Source organism: Tahibacter aquaticus (genome assembly GCF_004363655.1).
GTDB lineage: Bacteria > Pseudomonadota > Gammaproteobacteria > Xanthomonadales > Rhodanobacteraceae > Tahibacter > Tahibacter aquaticus.
This window is the reverse complement of sequence record NZ_SNZH01000018.1, coordinates 65200-86219: the sequence shown is the minus strand read 5'-3', so window position 1 is coordinate 86219 and position 21020 is coordinate 65200. Positions and strand designations below refer to the sequence as shown.

The 21020-nt window shown below is 67.4% G+C and carries 15 protein-coding genes; 5 read left to right on the top strand and 10 right to left on the bottom strand.

Annotation, left to right across the window (positions count from 1 at the left end; translation table 11 throughout):
* Nucleotides 1–115 precede the first annotated feature (115 nt).
* The 4 genes from DFR29_RS23875 to DFR29_RS23860 are packed head-to-tail and all read right to left on the bottom strand — an operon-like array spanning nt 116 to nt 1989.
* Nucleotides 116–841: a DUF3106 domain-containing protein gene (locus DFR29_RS23875; RefSeq protein ID WP_166654299.1), complete on the bottom strand. Its 726-nt coding sequence runs from the start codon at nt 839–841 to the stop codon at nt 116–118.
* Nucleotides 831–1070: a hypothetical protein gene (locus DFR29_RS23870; protein ID WP_133821153.1), complete on the bottom strand. Its 240-nt coding sequence runs from the start codon at nt 1068–1070 to the stop codon at nt 831–833. Before DFR29_RS23870 ends, DFR29_RS23875 begins: the two co-directional genes overlap by 11 nt.
* The gene (locus tag DFR29_RS23865) at nt 1037–1396 is read right to left on the bottom strand and encodes a DUF3619 family protein (RefSeq protein WP_133821152.1); all 360 of its coding nucleotides are present in this window, start codon (nt 1394–1396) and stop codon (nt 1037–1039) included. The genes DFR29_RS23870 and DFR29_RS23865 overlap by 34 nt, the downstream gene beginning before the upstream one ends.
* The gene (locus tag DFR29_RS23860) at nt 1393–1989 is read right to left on the bottom strand and encodes an RNA polymerase sigma factor (protein ID WP_243746165.1); all 597 of its coding nucleotides are present in this window, start codon (nt 1987–1989) and stop codon (nt 1393–1395) included. Before DFR29_RS23860 ends, DFR29_RS23865 begins: the two co-directional genes overlap by 4 nt.
* Nucleotides 1990–2505: 516 nt before the next feature.
* Between DFR29_RS23860 and DFR29_RS23855 the strand changes: the two genes are divergently transcribed.
* From DFR29_RS23855 to DFR29_RS23835, 5 genes are all read left to right on the top strand, one after another.
* Nucleotides 2506–3705: a dipeptidase gene (locus DFR29_RS23855; protein ID WP_133821151.1), complete on the top strand. Its 1200-nt coding sequence runs from the start codon at nt 2506–2508 to the stop codon at nt 3703–3705.
* A 30-nt stretch (nt 3706–3735) separates the two neighbouring features.
* On the top strand, nt 3736–4620 hold the full coding sequence (locus DFR29_RS23850) for a bile acid:sodium symporter family protein (RefSeq protein ID WP_133821150.1): 885 nt from the start codon (nt 3736–3738) through the stop codon (nt 4618–4620).
* Nucleotides 4617–5591: an ornithine cyclodeaminase family protein gene (locus DFR29_RS23845; protein ID WP_133821149.1), complete on the top strand. Its 975-nt coding sequence runs from the start codon at nt 4617–4619 to the stop codon at nt 5589–5591. Before DFR29_RS23850 ends, DFR29_RS23845 begins: the two co-directional genes overlap by 4 nt.
* 74 nt (nt 5592–5665) lie before the next feature.
* Complete coding sequence (locus DFR29_RS23840; protein ID WP_133821148.1) at nt 5666–7843, top strand: primosomal protein N'; 2178 nt, start codon at nt 5666–5668, stop codon at nt 7841–7843.
* A gap of 21 nt (nt 7844–7864) precedes the next feature.
* Nucleotides 7865–9130 carry an NAD(P)/FAD-dependent oxidoreductase gene (locus DFR29_RS23835; protein WP_133821147.1) on the top strand — a complete coding sequence of 422 codons (1266 nt, stop codon included), beginning with the start codon at nt 7865–7867 and terminating at the stop codon, nt 9128–9130.
* A gap of 71 nt (nt 9131–9201) precedes the next feature.
* On the opposite strand, the gene rpoH is transcribed toward DFR29_RS23835, so the two are convergent.
* The 6 genes from rpoH to DFR29_RS23805 form a co-directional block, all read right to left on the bottom strand.
* Nucleotides 9202–10071, bottom strand: a complete 870-nt coding sequence (gene rpoH / locus DFR29_RS23830; protein WP_133821146.1) for an RNA polymerase sigma factor RpoH — start codon at nt 10069–10071, stop codon at nt 9202–9204.
* A gap of 199 nt (nt 10072–10270) precedes the next feature.
* Complete coding sequence (locus DFR29_RS23825) at nt 10271–12373, bottom strand: hypothetical protein (RefSeq protein ID WP_208113700.1); 2103 nt, start codon at nt 12371–12373, stop codon at nt 10271–10273.
* Entirely contained in the window at nt 12370–13494 is a 1125-nt protein-coding gene (locus DFR29_RS23820) for a VWA domain-containing protein (RefSeq protein ID WP_133821145.1), read from the bottom strand. Before DFR29_RS23820 ends, DFR29_RS23825 begins: the two co-directional genes overlap by 4 nt.
* Nucleotides 13491–15875, bottom strand: a complete 2385-nt coding sequence (locus DFR29_RS23815; RefSeq protein ID WP_133821144.1) for a DUF5682 family protein — start codon at nt 15873–15875, stop codon at nt 13491–13493. Before DFR29_RS23815 ends, DFR29_RS23820 begins: the two co-directional genes overlap by 4 nt.
* Entirely contained in the window at nt 15872–16972 is a 1101-nt protein-coding gene (locus tag DFR29_RS23810) for an ATP-binding protein (RefSeq protein ID WP_133821143.1), read from the bottom strand. The genes DFR29_RS23815 and DFR29_RS23810 overlap by 4 nt, the downstream gene beginning before the upstream one ends.
* Before the next feature lie 89 nt (nt 16973–17061).
* The gene (locus DFR29_RS23805) at nt 17062–21006 is read right to left on the bottom strand and encodes a DUF4132 domain-containing protein (protein WP_133821142.1); all 3945 of its coding nucleotides are present in this window, start codon (nt 21004–21006) and stop codon (nt 17062–17064) included.
* Nucleotides 21007–21020 lie beyond the last annotated feature (14 nt).

Genomic DNA, 21020 nt, shown 5'->3' with positions numbered 1-21020 from the left:
GCATCGTCGACGCGGGCCCGTCTGTGCCGCAGCCGCGGTACCGCCGGCACAGATGCCTGCATCGTGGCGTTGCCCAGCCCTGGCAGCGGAGTCTCGCTGCCGTGGCCAATGCGGCTTATTCCGGACTGCGCTCGGGCAAGGCTTGCTGCAGGCGCTGGGCGCGCGCCGCAGGATCGAGGCCGAGGAATTCGCGGCGCAGTCCTTCGCGCTGCGCTGCCGGCGTATCCATCAGCAGACGGCGGAAGGCTTTGCGCTGATCCGGCGCAAAGCCGTCGATCATGGCGCGCATCGGTTCGCGTTCGGCCTCGGGCAGCGACTGCAGCCAGCGCTCCCGCGCCAGTGCGCGGCGTTCCGCCGCCGCGCCTTGCAGGAAAGCCCGGCGTTCGGTCGGCGCCATGCGCTGGAATTCTTCGCGCAGGCGCGCACGTTCTTCCGGCGGCAGCTGGCGAAAACGCTCCTGACCGCGGCGAACGCGCTCCTGCTGTTCCGGCGACATGCGGCGGAAATTCTGCAGGCGCTCGCGCAATTCGGCCTTCTGCTCCGGTGGCAAGGCCTGCCAGCGGCGCTTGCGTTCCTGCATCTGTTCGCGCTGCTCGGGCGTCATCTGGGCCCAGCGCGCCGCGGCGCGACGCAGACGCGCCTGGCGTTCCGGCGGCAACTGGTCCCAGTCGGCGGCAAACGGCTGCAGCTGCTCGCGCTCGCTGGCGCTGAGGCTGCTGTAGGGAATCGGCAGCGCAGCAGCTGCCGGCGGCGGCGGTTGCGCCCACAGCGGCAAGGCCAGCGGCAGCAGCAGGGCCAAGGCCAGCACCTGCAGGCGGCGCAGGCGGGAATCAGCGCGCATCGTCGTCATCCTCGGCGGACAGCTCGGCAGGCGGCAGTTCGGCCGGGTCGAGGAAGCCGCCGTCGGCATCCTCGAACTCGCTCAGGAACAGCAGCAGGTCGGCCTGGGCCTGGGCATCCGTGGCGCCTGCGGCGGGCGGTGGTGCCGCCGGTGGCGGCACTGCCGCCACAGCCGTTGTCGCCAGCAGTGCCGCGCTCAGCCATTGTGCTCGTCGTCCGCGTCCAGCCATGCGTAGAACTCCGGTTCGTCAGTCAATTCCAGGGCACCGTCCGCCAGCAGTTCGGCGTCTTCCGGCGATAGCGCCGCGCTGGCCGTAGCCGCCGGATTGGCGCCATTGCGGGCATCTGGCCAGAACATCACCGCTGCCAGCGCCAGCGAGGCCGCCAAGGCCAGGCGGCGCGACCAGACCCAGCCGGACGCTCCCCGCTGCGCCTGTACGGCCAGCGCGCGCTGGCGCGCCTGGTTCAGGCGCGACACGGTCGCGCCGTCGAGATGCTGAGCCGAGGCGTCGAGCAGCGCCCGCGCCCGGTCGGTCCAATCCTGCGGCTGCTTCATCGATGTGCCTCCAGGGCCTGGCGCAACGCATTGAGCGCACGCCACAGGTGAGTCTTTACGCTGCCTTCGCCGCAGCGCATGGCGGTAGCCGTATCGGCTACGTCCAGGCCTTCCCAGATACGCAACAGGAACGCCTGGCGCTGGCGCAGCGGCAGCTGCTTCAGCGCAACGTCCAGCGCCTGGCCTGCATCCTCGCCCATCAGGCGTGCCAGCGGCCCCACTTCGCCCGGATCGGGCGCCGTGGCGATGGGGTCTTCCGCTTCTTCGTCGTTCTTCGCCGGCCACCAGGAACTCAGCCAGCGGCTGCGCACCTGGTTGCGCCGGTGCCAGTCGGTCAGGCGCGAATCCAGCACCCGGTGGAACAGCGGCGGCCAGTCGGCCTCGGGCTTGGCGGCGTAATTGCGTACGAAAGCGAGCATGGCGTCCTGCACCAGGTCCAGCGCTTCCTCGCGGTTCGCTGTAGCAAACTCTGCCATACGCAAGGCGCGTCGCTCGACGCCGCGCAGGAAGCCGTCGAGTCGCTGCCTGGCAGTACTGGCTTCAACCCGGTCCAGCGGCATCCAGCAGGCATCCTTTGCAAGGTTAGCAGTCATTGACAGGCCAGCCGGTTTGGTCCTGCCCCGCCTCAACGCAGGGCATCGAAACCGGTTGACAGCGGGCAAAGCCAATCCTCATGCGGGCGGTGGCGAAAGCGCTGCCCTGTCAAGGGTTGTGCACAGCCCCGCCCGGGCTGCCCCGCCCGCTGCGGCAAACGCGGAAAGTGCAGCATATTAACCTTTTAAGACAATTCAACTCATTGATTTTAAATAACTATGGCGAATTGATTAAAGATTCGCCATGTTAAGGAAGAGCGCGTATTGACGGCCTTTGCGCACGTCTGTCCGACCTTCATCCACAAGCTTATCCACAGGCCTTGTGGATAAACGATAAAACCGTTCTAAAACAGGTTTCTGCACGCCATTGCTGAAACTTTGACCAGGAATGTTGCCTGGCCGATTGGGAAGTCTCGATACATGCCGTCGACACCGCAGGGAAGGCCCATTGGCGCACTTGGCTGGCGGGCCGGGCTGTCCCATGATCGGCGCTGGTCCGTCCCAGGTCTTCCACCCATGAATGATGCTTTTCCGCGCCTCGCCCGGCGCCAGTTCCTCGGCCTTGCCGGCGCCGCCCTGACCGCCGCGACGGTGCCGCGCAGCGTGACGGCCGCAGCTAGCGCAGTGCCCGCTACAGCCGCTGCCGAATGGCGCGACAGCCTGATCGTCAACGCCCTGGGCGCGCTGAACAACCCCAACCAGCACGAGTCCGGCTCGCCCAACCCGGCCGGCCAGGAACTGCAGCCGCGCGAGCGCCTGCACTTCGATGCGCGCACCCTCAAGGACATGCGCGCCTCCGGCCTGACCGCGGTGAACTGGACCATAGGCTTTGTCGCCGGGCCTGGCGATCCGTTCGAGCGCAGCATCTCCGACATCGCCCTGTACGACCGCATGATCCGCGACGAGTCGGCGCATGTGCTCAAGGTGCTCAAGGCCGACGACATCCTGCGTGCCAAGCGCGAGGACAAGGTCGGCATCATCTACGGCTTCCAGAATGCGTCCATGGTCGGCGACACGCTGGACCGCGTCGACATCTTTGCCGATCTGGGCGTGCGCATCATCCAGCTGACCTACAACCCGGCCAACCAGATCGGCGACGGCTCGATGGCGCCGGGCAACCGCGGCCTGACGCCGTTCGGCCGCGAGGTCGTGGCGCGGCTCAATGACAACCGCATCATGGTCGACCTGTCGCACAGCGGCGAGCAGACCTGCCTGGAAGCGGCGAAAGTGTCGCGCCAGCCGATCTCGATCAACCACACCGGCTGCCGCGCCCTGACCGACCTGCCGCGCAACAAGACCGACGCGGAACTGCGCCTGGTGGCCGAACGCGGCGGCTTCGTCGGCATCTATTTCATGCCCTTCCTGCACGCCCAGGGCAAGGCCAGTGCCGACGACGTGGTGGCGCATATCGAACACGCCATCAAGGTCTGCGGCGAAGACGCGGTCGGCATCGGCACCGACGGCGACGTCACCCAGATCGACGATCTGGAGGCCTACCGCGGCCTGCTGGCCAAGGAGATCGAGGAGCGGCGCAAGGCCGGCATCAGCGCCAAGGGCGAAAGCCCGGACACCTTGCCGTTCGTGCTCGACCTGCGCGGTCCCGGCCAGTTCTTCGACCTGGCGGCACGCCTGAAGCAGCGCGGCCATAGCCGCAGCCGCATCGACAAGATCCTCGGCAACAATTTCCTGCGCTATGCGCGGGACATCTGGGCATGAGGCCGCATACACCGCGGTGCGGGGCCGCCCATGTCTGACACCTTCATCGCCCTGGTCAACAGCGTCGTCGTGCCGGTTGGGCTGGTCGCCATCATGTTCAGCATGGGCCTGTCGCTGAGCCTGCGCGATTTCGCCGAAGTCGCGCGCAATCCCAAGGCCGTGTTCGGCGGCCTGTTCGGCCAGCTGATCGTGCTGCCGCCGCTGGCCCTGCTGATAATCTGGCTGTTTGGCCTGCCGCCTGCCATGGCGGCAGGGCTGTTTATCCTGGCCATCTGTCCCGGCGGCATCACGTCCAACGCCATTACCTATGCGGCCAAGGCGAACGTGGCCTTGGCCGTGGTGCTGACCAGCCTGTCCAGTCTGATCACTGTCTTCACCATCCCGCCGCTGATGAGCTGGGCGCTGCAGCACTGGTTCGTGCAGGGGCAGATGCCGGCACTATCGGTGCCCAGGACCATGCTGACGTTGGCGCAGATGACATTGGCGCCGATGCTGGCCGGCATGCTGATCCGCCGGCTCTGGCCGGCCACTGCCGAACGCCTGACGCCGTGGCTGCGGCCGGCCTCGCTGATCGTGCTGATCGCAGTGATCGGCTTTGCCGTGGCGATCAGTTTCGGCCTGGTGCTGCAGAACCTCTGGCAGGCAGGCCCGGCAGCCTTTGTGCTGAATGCGGCCAGCATGGCGCTGGGCCTGGGACTGGCCGCGCTGCTCAAATTGGATCGCAACGACAGCCTGACCGTGGCGATCGAGGTCGGCATCCACAATGCATCGATGGCGACATTTTTATCATTGTCCATCCTGGGACAGATGTCGCTGGCGATCACGCCGACCATCTACGGCATCATCATGGTGATCAACGCCGGCCTGCTCGTGCGCTGGCTGCGTTCCCGGGCGCCGCAGGCGCAGCCCGGATGAGCCTGATCTGCATCGATGCGGCGCAGGTACGCAGCACCTTGTCGCCGGCGGCGTGCATCGCGGTCGTGCGCAAAGCCATGATCGCGCTGTCCCGCGGCCAGGCGCAGCAGCCGCTGCGCAGCATTCTGGACCTGGACGGCGGCGACCTGCTCGGACTGATGCCGGGCAGGCTGGGCGAAGACTGTTTCGGCGCCAAGCTGATCAGCGTCTACCCGCACAACGCCGAACGCGGCCAGCCCTCGCATCAAGGCCTTGTGGCGCTGTTCGACCGCGCCAGTGGCGCACCGCTGGCCGTGGTCGATGCGCAGGCGATTACCGCGCTGCGCACGGCGGCGGCCTCGGCGGTCGCCACCGATGCGCTGGCACGGCAGGACGCGCAGGTGCTGGCCTTGCTCGGCTATGGCGAACAGGCCGAAACGCATTTGATCGCGCTGGCCCAGGTGCGCCGCCTGCGCGAAGTACGCATCTGGGGTCGCTCGCGCGACAAGGCCGAGGCGTTTATCGGCCGCATGCGCTTGCAGGTAGCACTGGCGCCGCTGGCGCTGCGCTACTGCGACAGCGTCGCCGCCGCGGTCGATGCGGCCGATATGGTCTGCACGCTCACGCATGCGAGCGAACCGATACTCGAAGGCACGATGCTGGCGCCAGGTTGCCACGTGAACCTGGTCGGCTCCGGCCGGCCCGGCCCGGTGGAAGTCGACAGTGCGCTGGTATGCCGTGCGCGTTTTTTCGCCGACCACCGCGAATCCGTGTTGAAACAGGGCGCGGAATTTCTACGCGCCAAGGCCGCCGGCCTGGTCGACGACAGCCATGTGCTGGGCGAGATCGGCCAGGTACTGGCCGCTGACTTGCCTGGCCGCGTCGCTGCGGACGACATCACGGTGTACAAGTCGCTGGGCAGCATCGTGCAGGATCTGGCCGCCGCGCGTTACGTCTATCGCCGGCTCGCCGGCCTGGACAGCAGCAGGTGATTGCATTTGCCGGCAGCGGCTCCATAGCGCAGGAGAGCATCCGATGGATCGGATTGCGGCTATAAGCACTGCCCATGCCTGAGATCCTGCGCGTCGCCGTTCCGGTGCCGCTACCGCAGCTGTTCGACTACCTCGCGCCGCGCGGCGCGTTGCCGGCGCCCGGCTGCCGTGTCGTCGTGCCGTTCGGACCGGGGCGGCAGGTCGCCATCGTCGTCGGCAGCAGCGACAGCAGCGACATTCCGCTGGCCAAGCTCAAGCGTGTCAGCAGCGTGCTGGACGCGCAGCCGCTGCTCAGCAGCGAACTTCTGGCGACCCTGCAATGGGCTGCCCGCTACTACCAGCACCCGCTGGGCGCCGTGCTGGAAGCCGCCCTGCCGGTCGGCATGCGCCAGGCCAAGCCGCTGCCGTTCGAAGGCTATCGCGCACTCGCCCTGAGCGCCGACGGGCGCGACACCAGCGCCGACACCTTGCGCCGCGGCACGCGCATCCGCGAACTGTTCGAACGCCTGGCCGATGGGGCGCAGACCTATGCCGCGCTGGACCTGGCCCTGCCGCGCTGGCGCGACAGCGCGTCGGCCCTGCGCCAGCGCGGGCTGGTGGAAACCGTCGCGCTGGCGGCGAGTCCTGTGCTCGGCGCACGCGTGGCGCCGCCGCCGTTGAATCCAGCCCAGGACGCTGCCGTGACGCGAGTCGCCGAGGCACTGCAGCGCTTCCAGCCCTGGCTGCTCGAAGGCATTACCGGCAGCGGCAAGACCGAGGTCTATCTGGGCCTGATCGACCAGGTCATTGCAGCCGGCCGCCAGGCGCTGGTACTGGTGCCCGAGATCGGCCTGACCCCGCAGACCTTGCGCCGCTTCCGCGACCGTTTCGGCGCCGGCGTGCATGCACTGCACTCGGGCCTGGCCGAGGGCGAGCGCTCGCGCGCCTGGCTGGCGGCCGCGCGCGGCGAAGCGAATGTCATCCTGGGCACACGCTCGGCCATCTTCGCGCCATTGCCACGACTGGGCCTGATCGCCGTGGACGAAGAACACGATGCCTCGTACAAACAGCAGGACGGCTTTCGCTACTGCGCCCGCGATCTGGCTGTCGTGCGTGCCAGGGCACTGCAGATTCCGGTGCTGCTGGGCTCGGCCACGCCATCGCTGGAAAGCCTGGCCAATGTCGCTGGCGGGCGCTACGAACGCCTGGAGCTGCCGCTGCGCGCGGGCAACGCCAAACCGCCGCAGTTGCGCGTGATCGATGCGCGGCGTACGCGCCTGAGCCACGGCCTCGGCCCGGAACTGCTGACCGCCCTGCGCGAGACCCTGGGCCGCGGCGAGCAGGCGCTGATCTTCCGCAACCGCCGCGGCTACGCGCCGGTGCTGTTCTGCCACGACTGCGGCTGGCATGCGGAGTGCGAGCGCTGCGCCAAGCCGATGACCTTGCACCGCCAGCGCGGCCGCCTCGCCTGCCATCACTGCGAAGCCGAGCGGCGCGTGCCAATGCAATGTCCCGAATGCAGCGGCGCCAACCTGATGCCGCAGGGACAAGGCACCGAGCGGCTGGAAGAAGCACTGGGCGAGTTGTTTCCGGATACGCCGATCGTGCGCATCGACCGCGAAACCACGCGGCGGCGCGGCGCGCTGGAAGCCTTGCTGGACCGGCTGGGTCCGCACCAGCCCGGCATCTATGTCGGCACGCAGATGCTGGCCAAGGGGCACGACCTGCCCAATCTGACCCTGGTCGCGATACTCGGCGTGGACGAGGGCCTGCACAGCATCGATTTCCGCTCCAGCGAACGCCTGGGGCAGCTGATCGTGCAGGTGGCCGGACGCGCCGGACGCGCGAGCAAGCCTGGCCTGGTGCTGTTGCAGACCCATCATCCCGACCATGCCCTGCTCGGCGTACTGATCCGCGGCGGCTATCGCGCACTGGCGCAAAACCTGCTGCTGGAACGCAGGGCAGCCGAACTGCCGCCGTATACGCACATGGCCCTGCTGCGCGCAGAAGCCAAGGATGCCGCCGCAGCGGAGGAATTTCTTGCCGCCTGTGCCACGGTCTGCGGCGAAGCCGACGGCGTCGCCATCTACGGGCCCCTGCCCGCTCCCATGCCTCTTCGTGCCGGCCTGGCGCGCGCCCAGTTGCACTTCAGTGCGCCGGAGCGTGCGCGCCTGCAGGCGCTGCTGCCGGGCTGGATGGAATTCTGGCGCCAGCTGCCGTCGGCGCGGCGCGTACGCTGGTCCCTCGACGTGGACCCGATCGACCTCTATTGAAGGCAATCCAGTGAGCAAGTCATGCAGACGGAAAATTATCCACATGTGGTTATTATCGGCGGGGGTTTCGGCGGGCTGTGGGCCGCCCGCGGCCTGGCCACGGCGAAGGTGCGCATCAGCCTGATCGACCGGGTCAATCACCATCTGTTCCAGCCGCTGCTGTACCAGGTCGCCACCGCCGGCCTGTCCATGCCCGACATCGCCGCGCCGCTGCGGCATATCCTGCGGCGCCAGGCCAATGCGACCGTGCTGCTGAACGAAGTGAGCGCGATCGACAAAGCCAACCGGCGAGTCCGCTGCGTCGACGGCAGCGAGCTTGCGTATGACTTCCTCATCGTCGCCAGCGGTGCGCGCCACGCCTACTTCGGCCATGACGACTGGGCCGAGTTCGCGCCCGGCCTGAAGACGCTGGACGACGCCCTGGTCATCCGCCGCCGCGTATTGACGGCGTTCGAACGCGCCGAAGCCGAGACCGACGAGACCCGGCGCGCGGCCTGGCTCAACTTTGTCGTGATCGGCGGCGGCCCGACCGGTGTGGAACTGGCCGGCACGCTGGCGGAAATCGCCCGGCATACGCTGCGGCGCGAATTCCGCCGCAGCAATCCGGCCGCAGCGCGCGTGTTGCTGGTCGAGGCCGGCCCGCGCGTGCTGTCGGCCCTGCCCGAGGAACTGTCGGCCAAGGCCACGCGCCAACTGCAGCGTCTGGGCGTGGAAGTGCACACGGGCAAGCCGGTCACCGCCGTCGATGCCCAGGGTATCGCCCTGGGCGAGCAGCGCATCGCCGCGCACACCGTGCTGTGGGCGGCCGGCGTGGCCGCGTCGCCGCTGGGACGCAGCCTGGACGTACCCTTGGACAAGGCTGGCCGCGTCGTCGTCGAGGACGACCTGAGCCTGCCCGGTAACCCGGAAATCCTGGTCATCGGCGACCTGGCGAGCAAGCAGCAGGACGGTCGCCCCGTACCCGGCGTGGCTCCGGCCGCCAAGCAGATGGGTACGCATGCGGCACGGGCGATACGGCAACGCCTGCGCGGCGAAACCCCGGCGGCCTTCCGCTACAGCGATGCGGGCTCACTCGCCACTATCGGCCGCATGGCCGCCGTCGCCGACCTGGGCCGCATACGCCTGTCCGGCATCGTGGCCTGGTGGTTCTGGCTGTTCATCCACGTGCTGTTTCTGATCGGTTTCCGCAGCCGCCTGATCGTGTTGATCAACTGGAGCTGGTCGTACTGGACCTATCAGCGCCACGCCCGAATCATTGTCGGGCAGAAGCACGCCGGCGACGGCTAGGCGAATCCTGCCCGCGCAAAAAAACGGCCCCTCGCGGGGCCGTTTGTCCATCGTCTTGCTGTAACGAAGAATCAGGCGACGAACAGCGCGCGCATCTTCTTCATGGCATTCGCTTCGATCTGGCGGATGCGCTCGGCGGAAACACCGTACTCGTCGGCCAGTTCCTGCAGCGTTGCCTTCTCGCCGTCGCGCAACCAGCGCCGGGTGACGATGTCGCGGGAACGCTGGTCCAGACGGGCCATGCCTTCGCGCAGCGATTCCAGCTGCGATTCTTCCTGGTCGTCGTTGGCCAGCGTCTGGTAGGGATCGGCGGTGTGGTCGACCAGATAGGCCACCGGAGCAGGCGGCGCATCGTCGTCACCGCTGTCGCTGGGCGCGTCGAAGCCGACGTCGCGGCCGGACAGGCGCGATTCCATTTCCAGCACGGTTGCCAGCGGCACGCCGAGCTCCTTCGCGACCGTCTGCGCTTCCTCATGCGTCAACCAGCCCAGACGCTTCTTCGACTTGCGCAGATTGAAGAACAGCTTGCGCTGCGCCTTGGTCGTGGCGACCTTGACGATGCGCCAGTTGCGCAGGATGAACTCATGCATTTCTGCGCGAATCCAGTGCACGGCGAAGGAAACCAGGCGCACGCCCAAGGTGGGATCGAAGCGCTTGACCGCCTTCATGAGACCGATATTGCCTTCCTGCACCAGATCGCCAAGCGGCAGACCGTAACCCTGGTAACCGCGTGCTACATGTACGACAAAACGCAGGTGGGAAAGAACCAGGCGCTTGGCCGCATCGAGATCGCTATCGCGACGCAGGCGTTCGGCCAGTTCTTGTTCCTCGTCCTGCGTCAGCATCGGAACCCGATGCGTGGCGCTGATGTAAGCCTCAAGGCTGCCCAGTGCACTCGGAATCGGCAGGTTGTTGCTGACTAGGGCAAGCGCTTCGCTCATGGCTTGAAACCTCCAATTCTGGAACTAGGTTAGCACTCGTCAGGTATGAGTGCTAAATCCGACGGGAGTTCCCAGTTGGGTTTCACCGTGCGAACGGCGATTAGTGTACCAGCAAGTACAGAAAAAGGGTTAGCGTCTCGTGAATTGATTATTACGCGACTGCGACACAATCGCCAAAAACATTCAAGTTGTTGAATATTCAAATGTTTCCTGCGTCTTCTACGGGTATAAGCGATGCCACTGGTGGTGCCGCCCCCTCCTCGACAGCACCATGTAGCAATCCTTGCAATAGCAGCACCAGTGTCGTCAGTTGGTATGACAACGCTGCGGAAGTAGCGCCGCGCCACTCGGCCAATATCTGCTGCATCAGCTCCGCCGAGCGTTCCAGGCCGTGGCTCGCCAGTTCGTTCGCCAGCCCCTGCGCGCGCTGCAGCGCTGTCGCCGGCTGATGGCGCAGGCCCTGGCGCGCCCATACGACAATCTCTTCGAAAATCCGGTCGAGCAGAGCCGCCAATCCCGCGCTAACCAGCTGCAGCGGCTGCAGGTCGAGCCGCTGCACAGCGGCGGCACCGGCCTGCAGCACTACGGCGCGCTCACGCGTGAGCACCGCCAATGGCGTCAGCCAGACCCGACCTTCGCGCAGGCTCGCCAGCCCGGCAATGCGCTGGGGCGGATCGGCCACATCGCTCAAGACCAGGGCCAGTGCATCGACCGCCGACACCGCCGCGGGCACATGCGGCATGGCCAGTTGTACCGAGTCGCCAGGCTGGGCTTTCTCTGCGTCCTCGCAACAAAGCAGACGCGCGTACAAGGTCTGCGTCGCCGCATCCCAGCCCCAGTGTTCCACCGCCGCTACCGGCAGCACATGTACCTGGACAACCGCCTGGCGCGGACGCACGAAATCCGGCGAGGCCTGCCCGAGATGGCTGGCCAGCGCAGCACCACCAGGCTGACGCAACGGCGCCGCCAAGCCTTCCCAGGACTGCGCCGACAGCGGCAGCACCTGGGTCTGTCGCGCCAGCGCCGCAATGTCGATCAGGCCGTTCGCGCGCCGCTTGGCGCCGCGCGTGACCACCTGGGCGCAAGCCAACTGGCGCAGGCTTTGGCCGGCCACGCGGCGATTCAGGATCGGCGTCGGCGTATCGCCATCGCCCCGCACCCAACTGCGCTCCAGCACGGTGACCGCCAAGGTATCGGGGTCGGCGAACAATACGCGCGCACCGTCCTGATGCTCGTCGCTCCAGCACTGCAGGCCCAGCGAAACCAGTTTGAGATGTTCCAGCGCTACTTCGCCACGCACCCCGAGGCCAAGGATCTGGCTGGCCGGAATCAGGGGTGCCGCTTGCTGCGCAGCCGAGCGTGCGGCGGACAATCGCGCCTGCAATTCGGCCATGACCGCCACCAGGCGCTGTGGATCGAAGCGGCTGGAACGACCCGCCTGGTCCAGCAGCAGGTTGTACAGCTCGTCCAGGCATTCCAGCAGCCAACGCCAGCCCAGCGCGCTCAGACGCTCGCGCAGGCCCGCAAACTCGGCGTCCAGCGGTGCCAGATCCTGGCTGCTGCCGTCCAGCCAAAGCCGGCGCAGCAGGCGCGCTACCGCCGACTCGATGTCCTGCTCTGCCGGCCCGAACGCAGTGCTGCGGACCGCTGCCGCATGCCGTGGCGTCAGCGCTAAGGTCGCGTCGGCCAGGCCACCGGCCTGGCGGAATGCCCATACCGCCAGCGCTACGTGCTCGCAGCTGCCACCGAGGCGGCAATCGCAGCGCGCGTGGGAAAGATTGCGCCGGGAAAAAAAACGCACATTGCACAATGGCAAATGCGCAATCGGCGCGGTCGCCTGCGGATGCCACGCCTGCAGGCGGATGACCGGCCTGGCCGCTGCCAGGCGCGTCGCCTGTTCCAGCACGCTGGGCGCCAACGCGGCGGCCAGCGCCGCATCGTCGAACTCGCCGGGACTCCAGGCGGTTTCGGCCCCGCTTTCCGCCACCGGTCCCGCACTGTCGTCAAGCGCAGGCTGTTGCGCACGCACCCACTGCTGGTACGCCAGCACCAGGGTCACCCGGTGACGACAAAGCCCCGTCGCAGGACACGTGCACAACGCCTCGCGCAGCGACTTGGCCGCCGCCAGACTGGCGCAATGGCCGTCTTCGTAGCGCGCGCGCACGCAGCCGTCGTCGGCGTACTCGATCTGCGGCAGACGGCCTTCGGCCAGATCCTTCTGCGCACGCTTGACGAAGCCCGCATTGGCCAGCGCAGTCAGCGCCTCGATGCTCAGTTCGATCAGATCCTGGCGCAGGTTCATGCGTGCAGTTTCTCCGCCAGCCAGCTCGCCAGCTCGCCCGGCGTCATCGCACCGACCTGTGCGCCAACCTTGACCAGTCGCGCCGCGGTTTCGCGGTCGTAGTTCGGCTTGGCCTGTGCATCCAAGGCGGCGAGGCCCAGCACCTTGGTGCCGCCTTGTACCAGCGCCTGTACGCGCCGCACCAGTTCGCCTGCATCGCCGCCTTCGTAGAAATCGCTGACCAGCACGACAATGCTGCGGCCGGGATTGCCAATCAGCCCCTGCGCGTAGCCGACCGCCTTGGCGATGTCGGTGCCACCGCCCAGTTGTACCTTCATCAACAATTCCACCGGATCGGCCACATCGCGGGTCAGATCGACCACCATGGTGTCGAACGCGACCAGGTGCGTGGTCATGCCGGGCAACTGCCACAGGCAGGCCGCCATCACCGCCGAATGGATGACCGAATCGACCATGGAGCCGCTCTGGTCGATCAGCAATACGATGTCCCAGCGCTCTACATGCCGGCGCGAGCGGCTGACAAATACCGGATCATCGATAAACAGGCGACGCCGCTGCGGATCCCAGCGCGCCAGATTGCCGCGCAAGGTGCGGGCGAAATCGAAATTGCGCGCGATCTTCAGCGACGAACGCCGGCGCCGGTCGCGCGTGCCGGAAAACGCCTGGCGCACGTCGTGGGCGATTTTTTCCATGATTCGCCGCACGACCTCGGCGACGATGCGCCGCGCTGCGGCCAGTACCGCCGGATTCATCAGGTGCTTGGTCTGCAACACCGCGCGCAGCAGCGCCGAAGACGGCTCTATGCGCTGCAGCACCTCCAGATTGGTCACTACTTCGGTGATGCCGTAGCGCTCTACCGCATCGCGCTCCAGCCGCTCGATGACTTCCTGCGGAAACAGGCGGTGCACGTTGTTGATCCAGTCCGGCGTACTCAGCTGCGACGGTTCCAGGCCGCCGCTGCGCTCACCGCGCCTGGCGCGCTCCGGATCGCGGCCATACAGCCATTCCAGTGCCGCGTCGGCAGCCTGCGCCTCGCCGTGCAGTGCGCCCAGTGCCGATTCTGCCGGCTCGCCCAGCAACAGACGCCAGCGCTGAAGCGCGGCGGAAATTTTCAAGGTCATGGCGCGTCTCCCGCAGCCACGCCCCATTGCTCCAGCAGCCGCCAGACCTGACGCTCGCGCTTTGCTGCCGCAGCAATCTGCTCGGCGTCGAGCCGTGCCGGCAGCGGCGCCGTCAGCACGCTCTGCGCCAGATGTCCGGCCTGATGCAGACGCAGCACCGCCGTCGCCAGCCGGCCGCGCTCGCGCGGCGGCAGCCAGGCGAACGCACCGCGCAATGCCGGCAGCGCGCGCAGGAAATCGTCGTCGTCGAAGACCGTTACCAGCGCATCCAGGCCGGCAATGAAATCCGTTTCCTGGGCCAGCTGCTCCCGCGCCAGCGCCAGCAAACCGGCCAGCGCATCGCCCAGCGCCTCGGGCGGCAGGCTGCGCAGCAAGGCCAGGGGCACGGCCAGATCGAATGCCTGCATATCCAACCGATCGGCCGCCTGCGGCAGGCTGACCAATGCGCCCAGCGCTGCGCCACGGCTCAGCGCCGCCGACGCGAGGCTTTGCGCCTTGCGCAGAAACACCGCCAGGGCGCGCTGCGGTTCCAGCGTCAGCCGCGTTGCGCCATCGGCCTCGTCGGCCCAATAGGCACGCACTACGTCACGCAGCGCGGTCATGGCATTCAGGTGCGCGAACGCGTCGGCGGCAGCAATCGCCACCGGTGGCTCCAGCAGCCACAGGGCGCGGTCGAACGCAGCCTCGATAGTGCTGCGCAACAACGCGGTGCCCGCCATGCCAAGCAGATCGCCGTGACGAAACAGCGGATGCAGCACAGCCAGGGCGCGCCCCAGCGGCTCCAGTTGCGGCGCTGCCGCCACGGCAGCCTGCAGATCATGCAGCAGCCGCTCGCTGACATCGCCCAGGCCAGCGAAGGCGGCGGCATTCAGGCCTGCGGCCAGCGCCGTCACATCATTGCCCGCGGCACGCAGCCGCTCTTCCAGTATCGCCCGCGCCGCATCCGCCAGGGTTGCGCCGTAGGCGCCGGCCTCGATCAAGGCAGCCTGCTGTTCCAGCGGCCGGCTCAGCTGCCAGCATTCCTGGCGCTCGCCGGACAAGGCCAGCGCAGGCCCCTGACTGCGCGCCACGCCGGGAATCTGCAGCAAAAGCAATCTGTGCAAAACACGACTCTGCGCCCGCCCGCCCTGCTGCAGCAGATCCACGCGCCGCTCGCCGTCCAGTTCCAGGCCGACGTCGGCCAGTGCCTGCGCCACTGACGCGAGCAGCGGCGGCTGCGGCGTGCCCGCCGCCAGGCGGCCGCGCACATCGCCGGCCAGCACGTCCATGGCTTCGACCAGCAGCGGCACGGTGCCGGCACGGATGGCGCCGCGATACGCCCACGGCAAGGGCACCTGCTGCGCTTCCTTGACCAGCGACGCGGCCACCGCGTCGAGCCAGTCCACGCGCAGCGGCTGCGCATGCCCGCGCAAATGCGCCAAAGCCCGTGCCTGCGTATGCACGGCAATCAGGTCAGCCGTCGATACGGGCAGCTTGCGCTGGCGCAGACGCTGGGCAATCTCGCGCACCAGCTGCAGCCCCGCTGCAGCCACGCCGTGCTGCCACAGCCACTGGTAGTACATCGGCGACGACATGCCCGAGGCATAGCCCTGGAACGCGTCCAGCCGCTTGTAGCTGTAGGGCACCAGGAAAGAACCGTGGCGCAGGCTGCCATCGCTTGCGTCGCTGGCCGGTGGCTGCGGCACTACGGGCTCGTGCGCGCTCGCCGCCGCGGCGGCCGCAGGCCACAGCCGCGCCAGCGCTGGCGCGTGATAACCGCCGCAGACCACCAGCACGGCGCCGTCGTTGCGCGCCATCGCCCAGGCAATCCACTGTGCCATATGCGCTTCGCGCGCACGATTGCCGCTGCTGCCCGGGTCGTCGCCGCGCAGGTGCTCGAAATAGGTCTGCAATTGCAGCGCGCGGGCTTCCAGATCGTGTTCCTGTTCGAACAGGTGATCCCACAGCGCGTCGCGCCCTTCTATCGCCAGCGTATCCGCCAAGGCCTGCTCGTAGGCTTCGGCGCGCGCCTCATGAGCGGCCTCGGGTGCGTCGGCATAGCGGTTGGGCAGATCGGACATCGCATCGTGCCAGGCGGGCAGATCGATGAAGCGCAACTGCGCGCCGACTTCGCGCGCGATCACCAGTGCCTGCCATTCCGGCGAATGCTCGGCGAATGGCGACCAGGAACCGCGCTGCACGCCGGCGCCGGAAAGATAACTGTAGATCGCCAGCGGCAATGTATGCCCCAGCGACAGTTCGTCCAGGCGTGCATTGAAATCGGCCGGGCCTTCGATCAGCACATAGCGCGGCCGCAGCGCGCGGATGCGCAGCGCGACCAGCTGTGCGCAGACCGGGCTGTGATGCCGCACACCGATGATGCAAGGTGCTGCCGCACTCATGGCAGGCGATGCCGTGCCTCGAAATACGCACGCCAGTGCTTGCCGGCCTTTTTCGCCACTTTCTGCTCGAAATAACGGCGCAGCTTGGCGCGATCGTCCGCATCGTCCTTGGCCACGGTGCCGGCGATGCAATCGACCAGATCGGCCGGACTGCCGTCGCGCTGCTCCAGAAACCAGGCGCGCACGCCGACTGCGTGCGCCACATTGACCGCTTCGGCCGTGGACATCACCGCATTGAGCTGGTCCATGCCGCCGTCGCGCCGCGCACCGTCGGGTGATGCGCGCAGATCGCGGAACGTGGTCACCAGCAGTTCCAGCACGTCGGCCGGCACGGTCTTGGGAATACCGCTGCGCGCCATCAGCTCGGTGCTGGCCTGCTGCACCAGGGCCAGTTCGCGCTCGTAGTCGAGGATGGGAAACACGGTCTCGAAATCGAAACGGCGTTTCAGCGCGGCCGACATCTCGTTGACGCCGCGGTCGCGCGTATTCGCCGTGGCGACAATGTTGAAGCCTTCGCGCGCATACAGCATGGCCTGCTCGCCGCTCAGTTCCGGCACTGCCATGACCCGGTCCGACAGCATGCCGAGCAGGCAATCCTGCACTTCCAGCGGCGCACGCGTGATTTCCTCGAAACGCACCAGGCGGCCGTCGCGCATGCCCTGGTACAGCGGAGCCGGCACCAGTGCGCGCAGGCTGGGGCCTTCGTTGATCAGCAGGGCATAGTTCCAGGAATACTTGATCTGGTCTTCGGTGATCGAGGCACCGCCCTGGATGGTCAGCGTGGACAGGCCCGATACCGCCGTCGCCAGCAGCTCCGACAGCAGCGACTTGGCCGTCCCCGGCTCGCCCACCAGCATCAGGCCGCGCCCCGTGGCCAGCGTCACCAGCATGCGTTCGATCGCCGCCGCGGGTGCCACCACCTTGCGCGTCACGCCCAATGCCTCGTCGCCGAGAATGAACGCGCGCGCGGCCTTCAGGCTCAGCGCCCAGCCCGGCGGCCGCGGATCGCGGTCGGCCTTGGCCAGGCGCTGCAGCTGGTCGGCATAGAGGATTTCGGCCGGCGGCCGTTGCAATGCCGACGGATCTTTAGTGGCCATAGAAATATCTTCCATTTTTTACGATTCAATCGGGCAGACACGAACACCACTCCTGCGCGATCCGCGAACCAACAAGCGATCTCGCCGGCTCAACTGCCGACCAAGGCCTGCATATCGCGAATCAGCTCGCTGGCCGCGATGGCATCCAGCGACGACAGCGGCTGCGGATTCTGCATATCGCCCCAGGCCGAGGTCTTGCCGACCTGGATATCGACCAGCTTCTGCTCCGGGTATTCGTCGACCAGGCCGACAATGATGCCGGGGTCCAGGGTCAGCTCGATCACCACCTCGCCCTGCAGCGGCTTGATGAAATACCAGATGCCGCCGCCGTCCTGGGCCTGGCCGCGACGCCAGCCCTTGTTCACCAGGCCGAGCACGCGGCCGGTCGGCACCACCTTGTCCTTCCAGCGCGTCAGCACGGTCTGCGTGCGTTCCTCGTCGCTCAGCGCATAACTGTCGCGGCCCAGCTGGGCGAACGGCTGCATCAGCTCGTAGTCGGCAAACAGCTGGCCGAATGCCGCAGCGATGTCGGCCGGCAGCTCCAGCGCATGCGGCAGGCCGATGCGCAGCATTTCGTCCTGCGCCAGTTCCACGGCGGCATCGTCGGCGTCGCCATAGCTGCCGTCTTCCGTTACGCGGAAGCAACTGAGCAGGCGCCCGCCCTGCGTGTCCTCGGCCGAGGCCATCGCATACACGCCCCAGACCAGGCGCTGCACCAGATGCCGCAGCAGCGGATGCGTGGCGAGGAACTGGCGGAACACCTCGCCGCTCCAGCGGCGCCGTGTACACATGGCAACTTCCAGGCGTATCACCTGCTGGCTGGCGATGGTGCGTGCGTCTTTCTTCAGTAGTTTGAAGCGCTCCACGGCAGCCGCGGCCAGCGCGGCATCGTCGGTTTTCTTCGGCTTGGGCAGATCGGCCAGGCGTGCGCCGTCGCTATCGCGCACATAGGGTTTCAGCGCCTCGTCGAAACCGACGCGGAACTGGCGCTCGCCGAAATCCAGCAGCAAGGTGCCCGCTTCGTCCAGGTCCAGGTCGGGAGCGAGGCGGTCTTCCAGTTCTTCGGTGCTGAGGCCGCGCGCCTCGGCGATGGCGTCGATCTTTTCCCGCGCCTTGTCTTGCAGGCCCTTGAACTTGACCTTCTGCGCAATGCCGTTGAGCAGCATCAGCGCCACGTCGCTGCCGATCGCGGTCAGCACATCGAGACCGGCGACGGCGCGGGCGTGGGCGCCCTCGCCCGGCCAGACGCGAATCAGCGGCGTCAGCTTGCGTGCCGTATCGTCGCCGCCGAACCAGCCCAGTGCCTGCATGGCCCAGGCTTCCTTGGACGGTGTGCCCGCGGCGAGCCAGGCGTTGAACAGATCCCAGGCGAAATCGGCCAGCGATTCGCGCGTACAGGCTTCACGCAGCTCGCCCACACCGGCATACAGCTCTTCGTTGCTCGGAAACGCCAGCATGCAACCTAGATGATTCAGCACCGAATCCGGCAAAGCCTTGCCACTGCCGGCCAGCAGCGGCCGGTGCCAGGCCCGCGGCGTCCAGAACGCCGGCAGCTCGCTGCGCTTGCTCGGGAAACGGTCCAGCGGATCTTCCGCCAGCATATGCCGCACGCCGTCATCCACGTCGGCGCGGGCATAGCGCGCCGCGGCAGCGAGGATCATCGACTCGTGTCCGTTGGCCGCGAGGAAACGCAGCGCGGAACCGGCACAGTCGCGCGCCTCACCCGGCTTGCCCAGCGCCGGCGCGATCAGCGCCGCGGCGGCTATTGCGGGATAGCGCAGCAGCCAGTCGCGGCCGAAGCGGCGCAAGGTCTTCAGCTTGGCATACGCGCGCGCGGCCAGCCCCGCCATATCCGCATCGGCGTAACGCAGGGCCAGATCGATATACGCACCCGGACTACGCCGTATCGCCTTGAAGACGCCGGGCCAGGCACGCAAGCCGTAGCGCGCCGCCATCAGTTCGACCTGGTAATCGGCATAGCCTTCGCCGGCGAGGTCGTTCCACACGGCCACGGCCACCTCATCGGATAACTGGCTCAAGGCAGCGCCGTTGACGCTGACGTAGAAGTACTTGCGCGTAGCCTTGAGCCCGCGCCAGGCCGCGATCAGCGCCGCCGCATCGTTCGCCTTGATCGCAGCAATGGCCCGTTCGCGCAGACGCTGGTTGCCTTCCTTGTCCTGCGTGGTCCAGTCGGCGTCGAAACCCAGGTCGTCGACGATTTCCTTCATCCCCTTGCTGCCGCTGTAGCGGTTGCGCTGCCATTCGCCCAGCTGCGCGGCAGTGGCCCGCGCGGCCTCGTCCCAGTGTTCCTGCGCCGGTTCGGGCAAGGGCGCCAGGCCGGGCACATTGGCCAGGGTCTTGCGCGGCTTCAGCCAGGGCGGATCGGCCAGTACGCGCGGCACTTCGTCCAGGCCGGCGACTTCGCCCGGCGCCTGCAGCTGGGCCAGCAGGCGCTCGATCACGCCTTGCGCCGCCGGCGTCAGCCAGGGCCGCAGCATGGGCAAGGCCGCGTCGTGCTTTTGCACCAGTTGGCTCAGCAGCGGCGCGGCCAACAACGCTTCGCGCGTGTTCGCGCCAACCAGCTGCGCCAGCGCGGGGATCGCCGCCAGCGGCCAGCGCTGCGCCGCCTGGTTCAGGCGCTGCAGGCTGGTCTTGCTGCTGTTCGCTACCTTGGCCAGTGCAGTGATCGCCTCGGGCAGGCCGAAATGGCGCAGCAGATCGCCGGGGTGCTGCATGGTCGCCACGTCGAGCAGCAACGGCAGAACATTCAGGCGGCGCTCCTGCAGCAGCGTCGCCAACATTGCAGGGTTGTGGAAAAAGTAACTCGACTCTGCATTGCGCGTGCGGATGGCGGCCAGCGCCTCGTGCGAAGTTGCAGTCAACTGCAGCCAGAACAATGCATCCGGCGCAGCCGGACCCGCCAGGCGCAGCGCAGTTTCATTGGCGACTTCCGGCGCATCGGGCAGCAGCATGGCCATGACCACCTGGCGAGCCGGATGCAAGCCGGCGATTTCCGCCTGTATCTGCGCCACGCACTCCTGCCAGGCCGCCGCGTCGGCAAAGGAGAAATGGCGCCGGAATACGCGCTCTTCGCTGGTCAGCGGGCCGTGCCAGGCGCCGGAGAATGGCGCGGAAACCTGCCGCGTCAGACCGATCTTGCGCGAGTGGCCGCGACTGCTGCCCTGCCAGGTCGAGTCGAGCGCAATATCCAGGCGCTGCGCCTGCAACAGCAAGTGCACTGCCTGCACCAGCCCGCGGCTGGCGATCAGGTATTCGGCGATGCTGCCGTCCGCGCCGCCCTGGCCGTCGCTCGCCAGTTTCATGGCCAGCGCCAGCAGCAGCGCGTCGGATTCGTCCGAACCGTGCAGGCCGCGCTGCTGCAGCCGGTCCCAGGTCTGCTCCAGCAAGGGCAATAGCGACGCGTCGCCGGCGGCCGGATCGATCTCGGTGTTCTTGAGCATCTGCTCGCGCGCCTGCAACCAGCCCAGCCGCGCATCGGCTGTTACGGGCGCGGCGGGGAAGCGCCGCGACGGCAGCGCCTGCACGATCGCGTTGTAGTTGCTGGGGCTGGTCAGCCCTTTCCAGGCTGCGTCGAAATCCAGCGGCTCGCCCTGGGCCAGCCAGGGCGGCGTGCCGGCGGGTGCGGCGGGCAGCGGCGGCAATCCATCCAGTTCGATGCCGGCAGCCGGGGCGGAAACTGCAGCAACTATCGCGGTCTCCGCTACGGCCGCCACGGCGGAAGTTGCAGCGGCAGGCGCTTCGGAAACTTCTATTTTTTTCTCTTTTGCGACTTTTTCCAAAGGCTTGGCCGGCGCCGCTGACGCGCCGCCGGCGGTCTCCGCATAGCCTTTGCCGGTCTTTTCCGTGACCAGCTTGTCCAGTGCCGCGGCCGCCTTGGCCGCGTCGGCGAAGCTCTTGGTCTGGCTTTGGCCCTGGGTGCCAATGCGGCCCCAGCGGATATTCAGATCCGAACCGTCCTGTTCGATTTCCCAGAACTTGTTCGAGTTGCCTTCGGCGAATTCGAATCGACGCATGCGTTTCCCTGTCT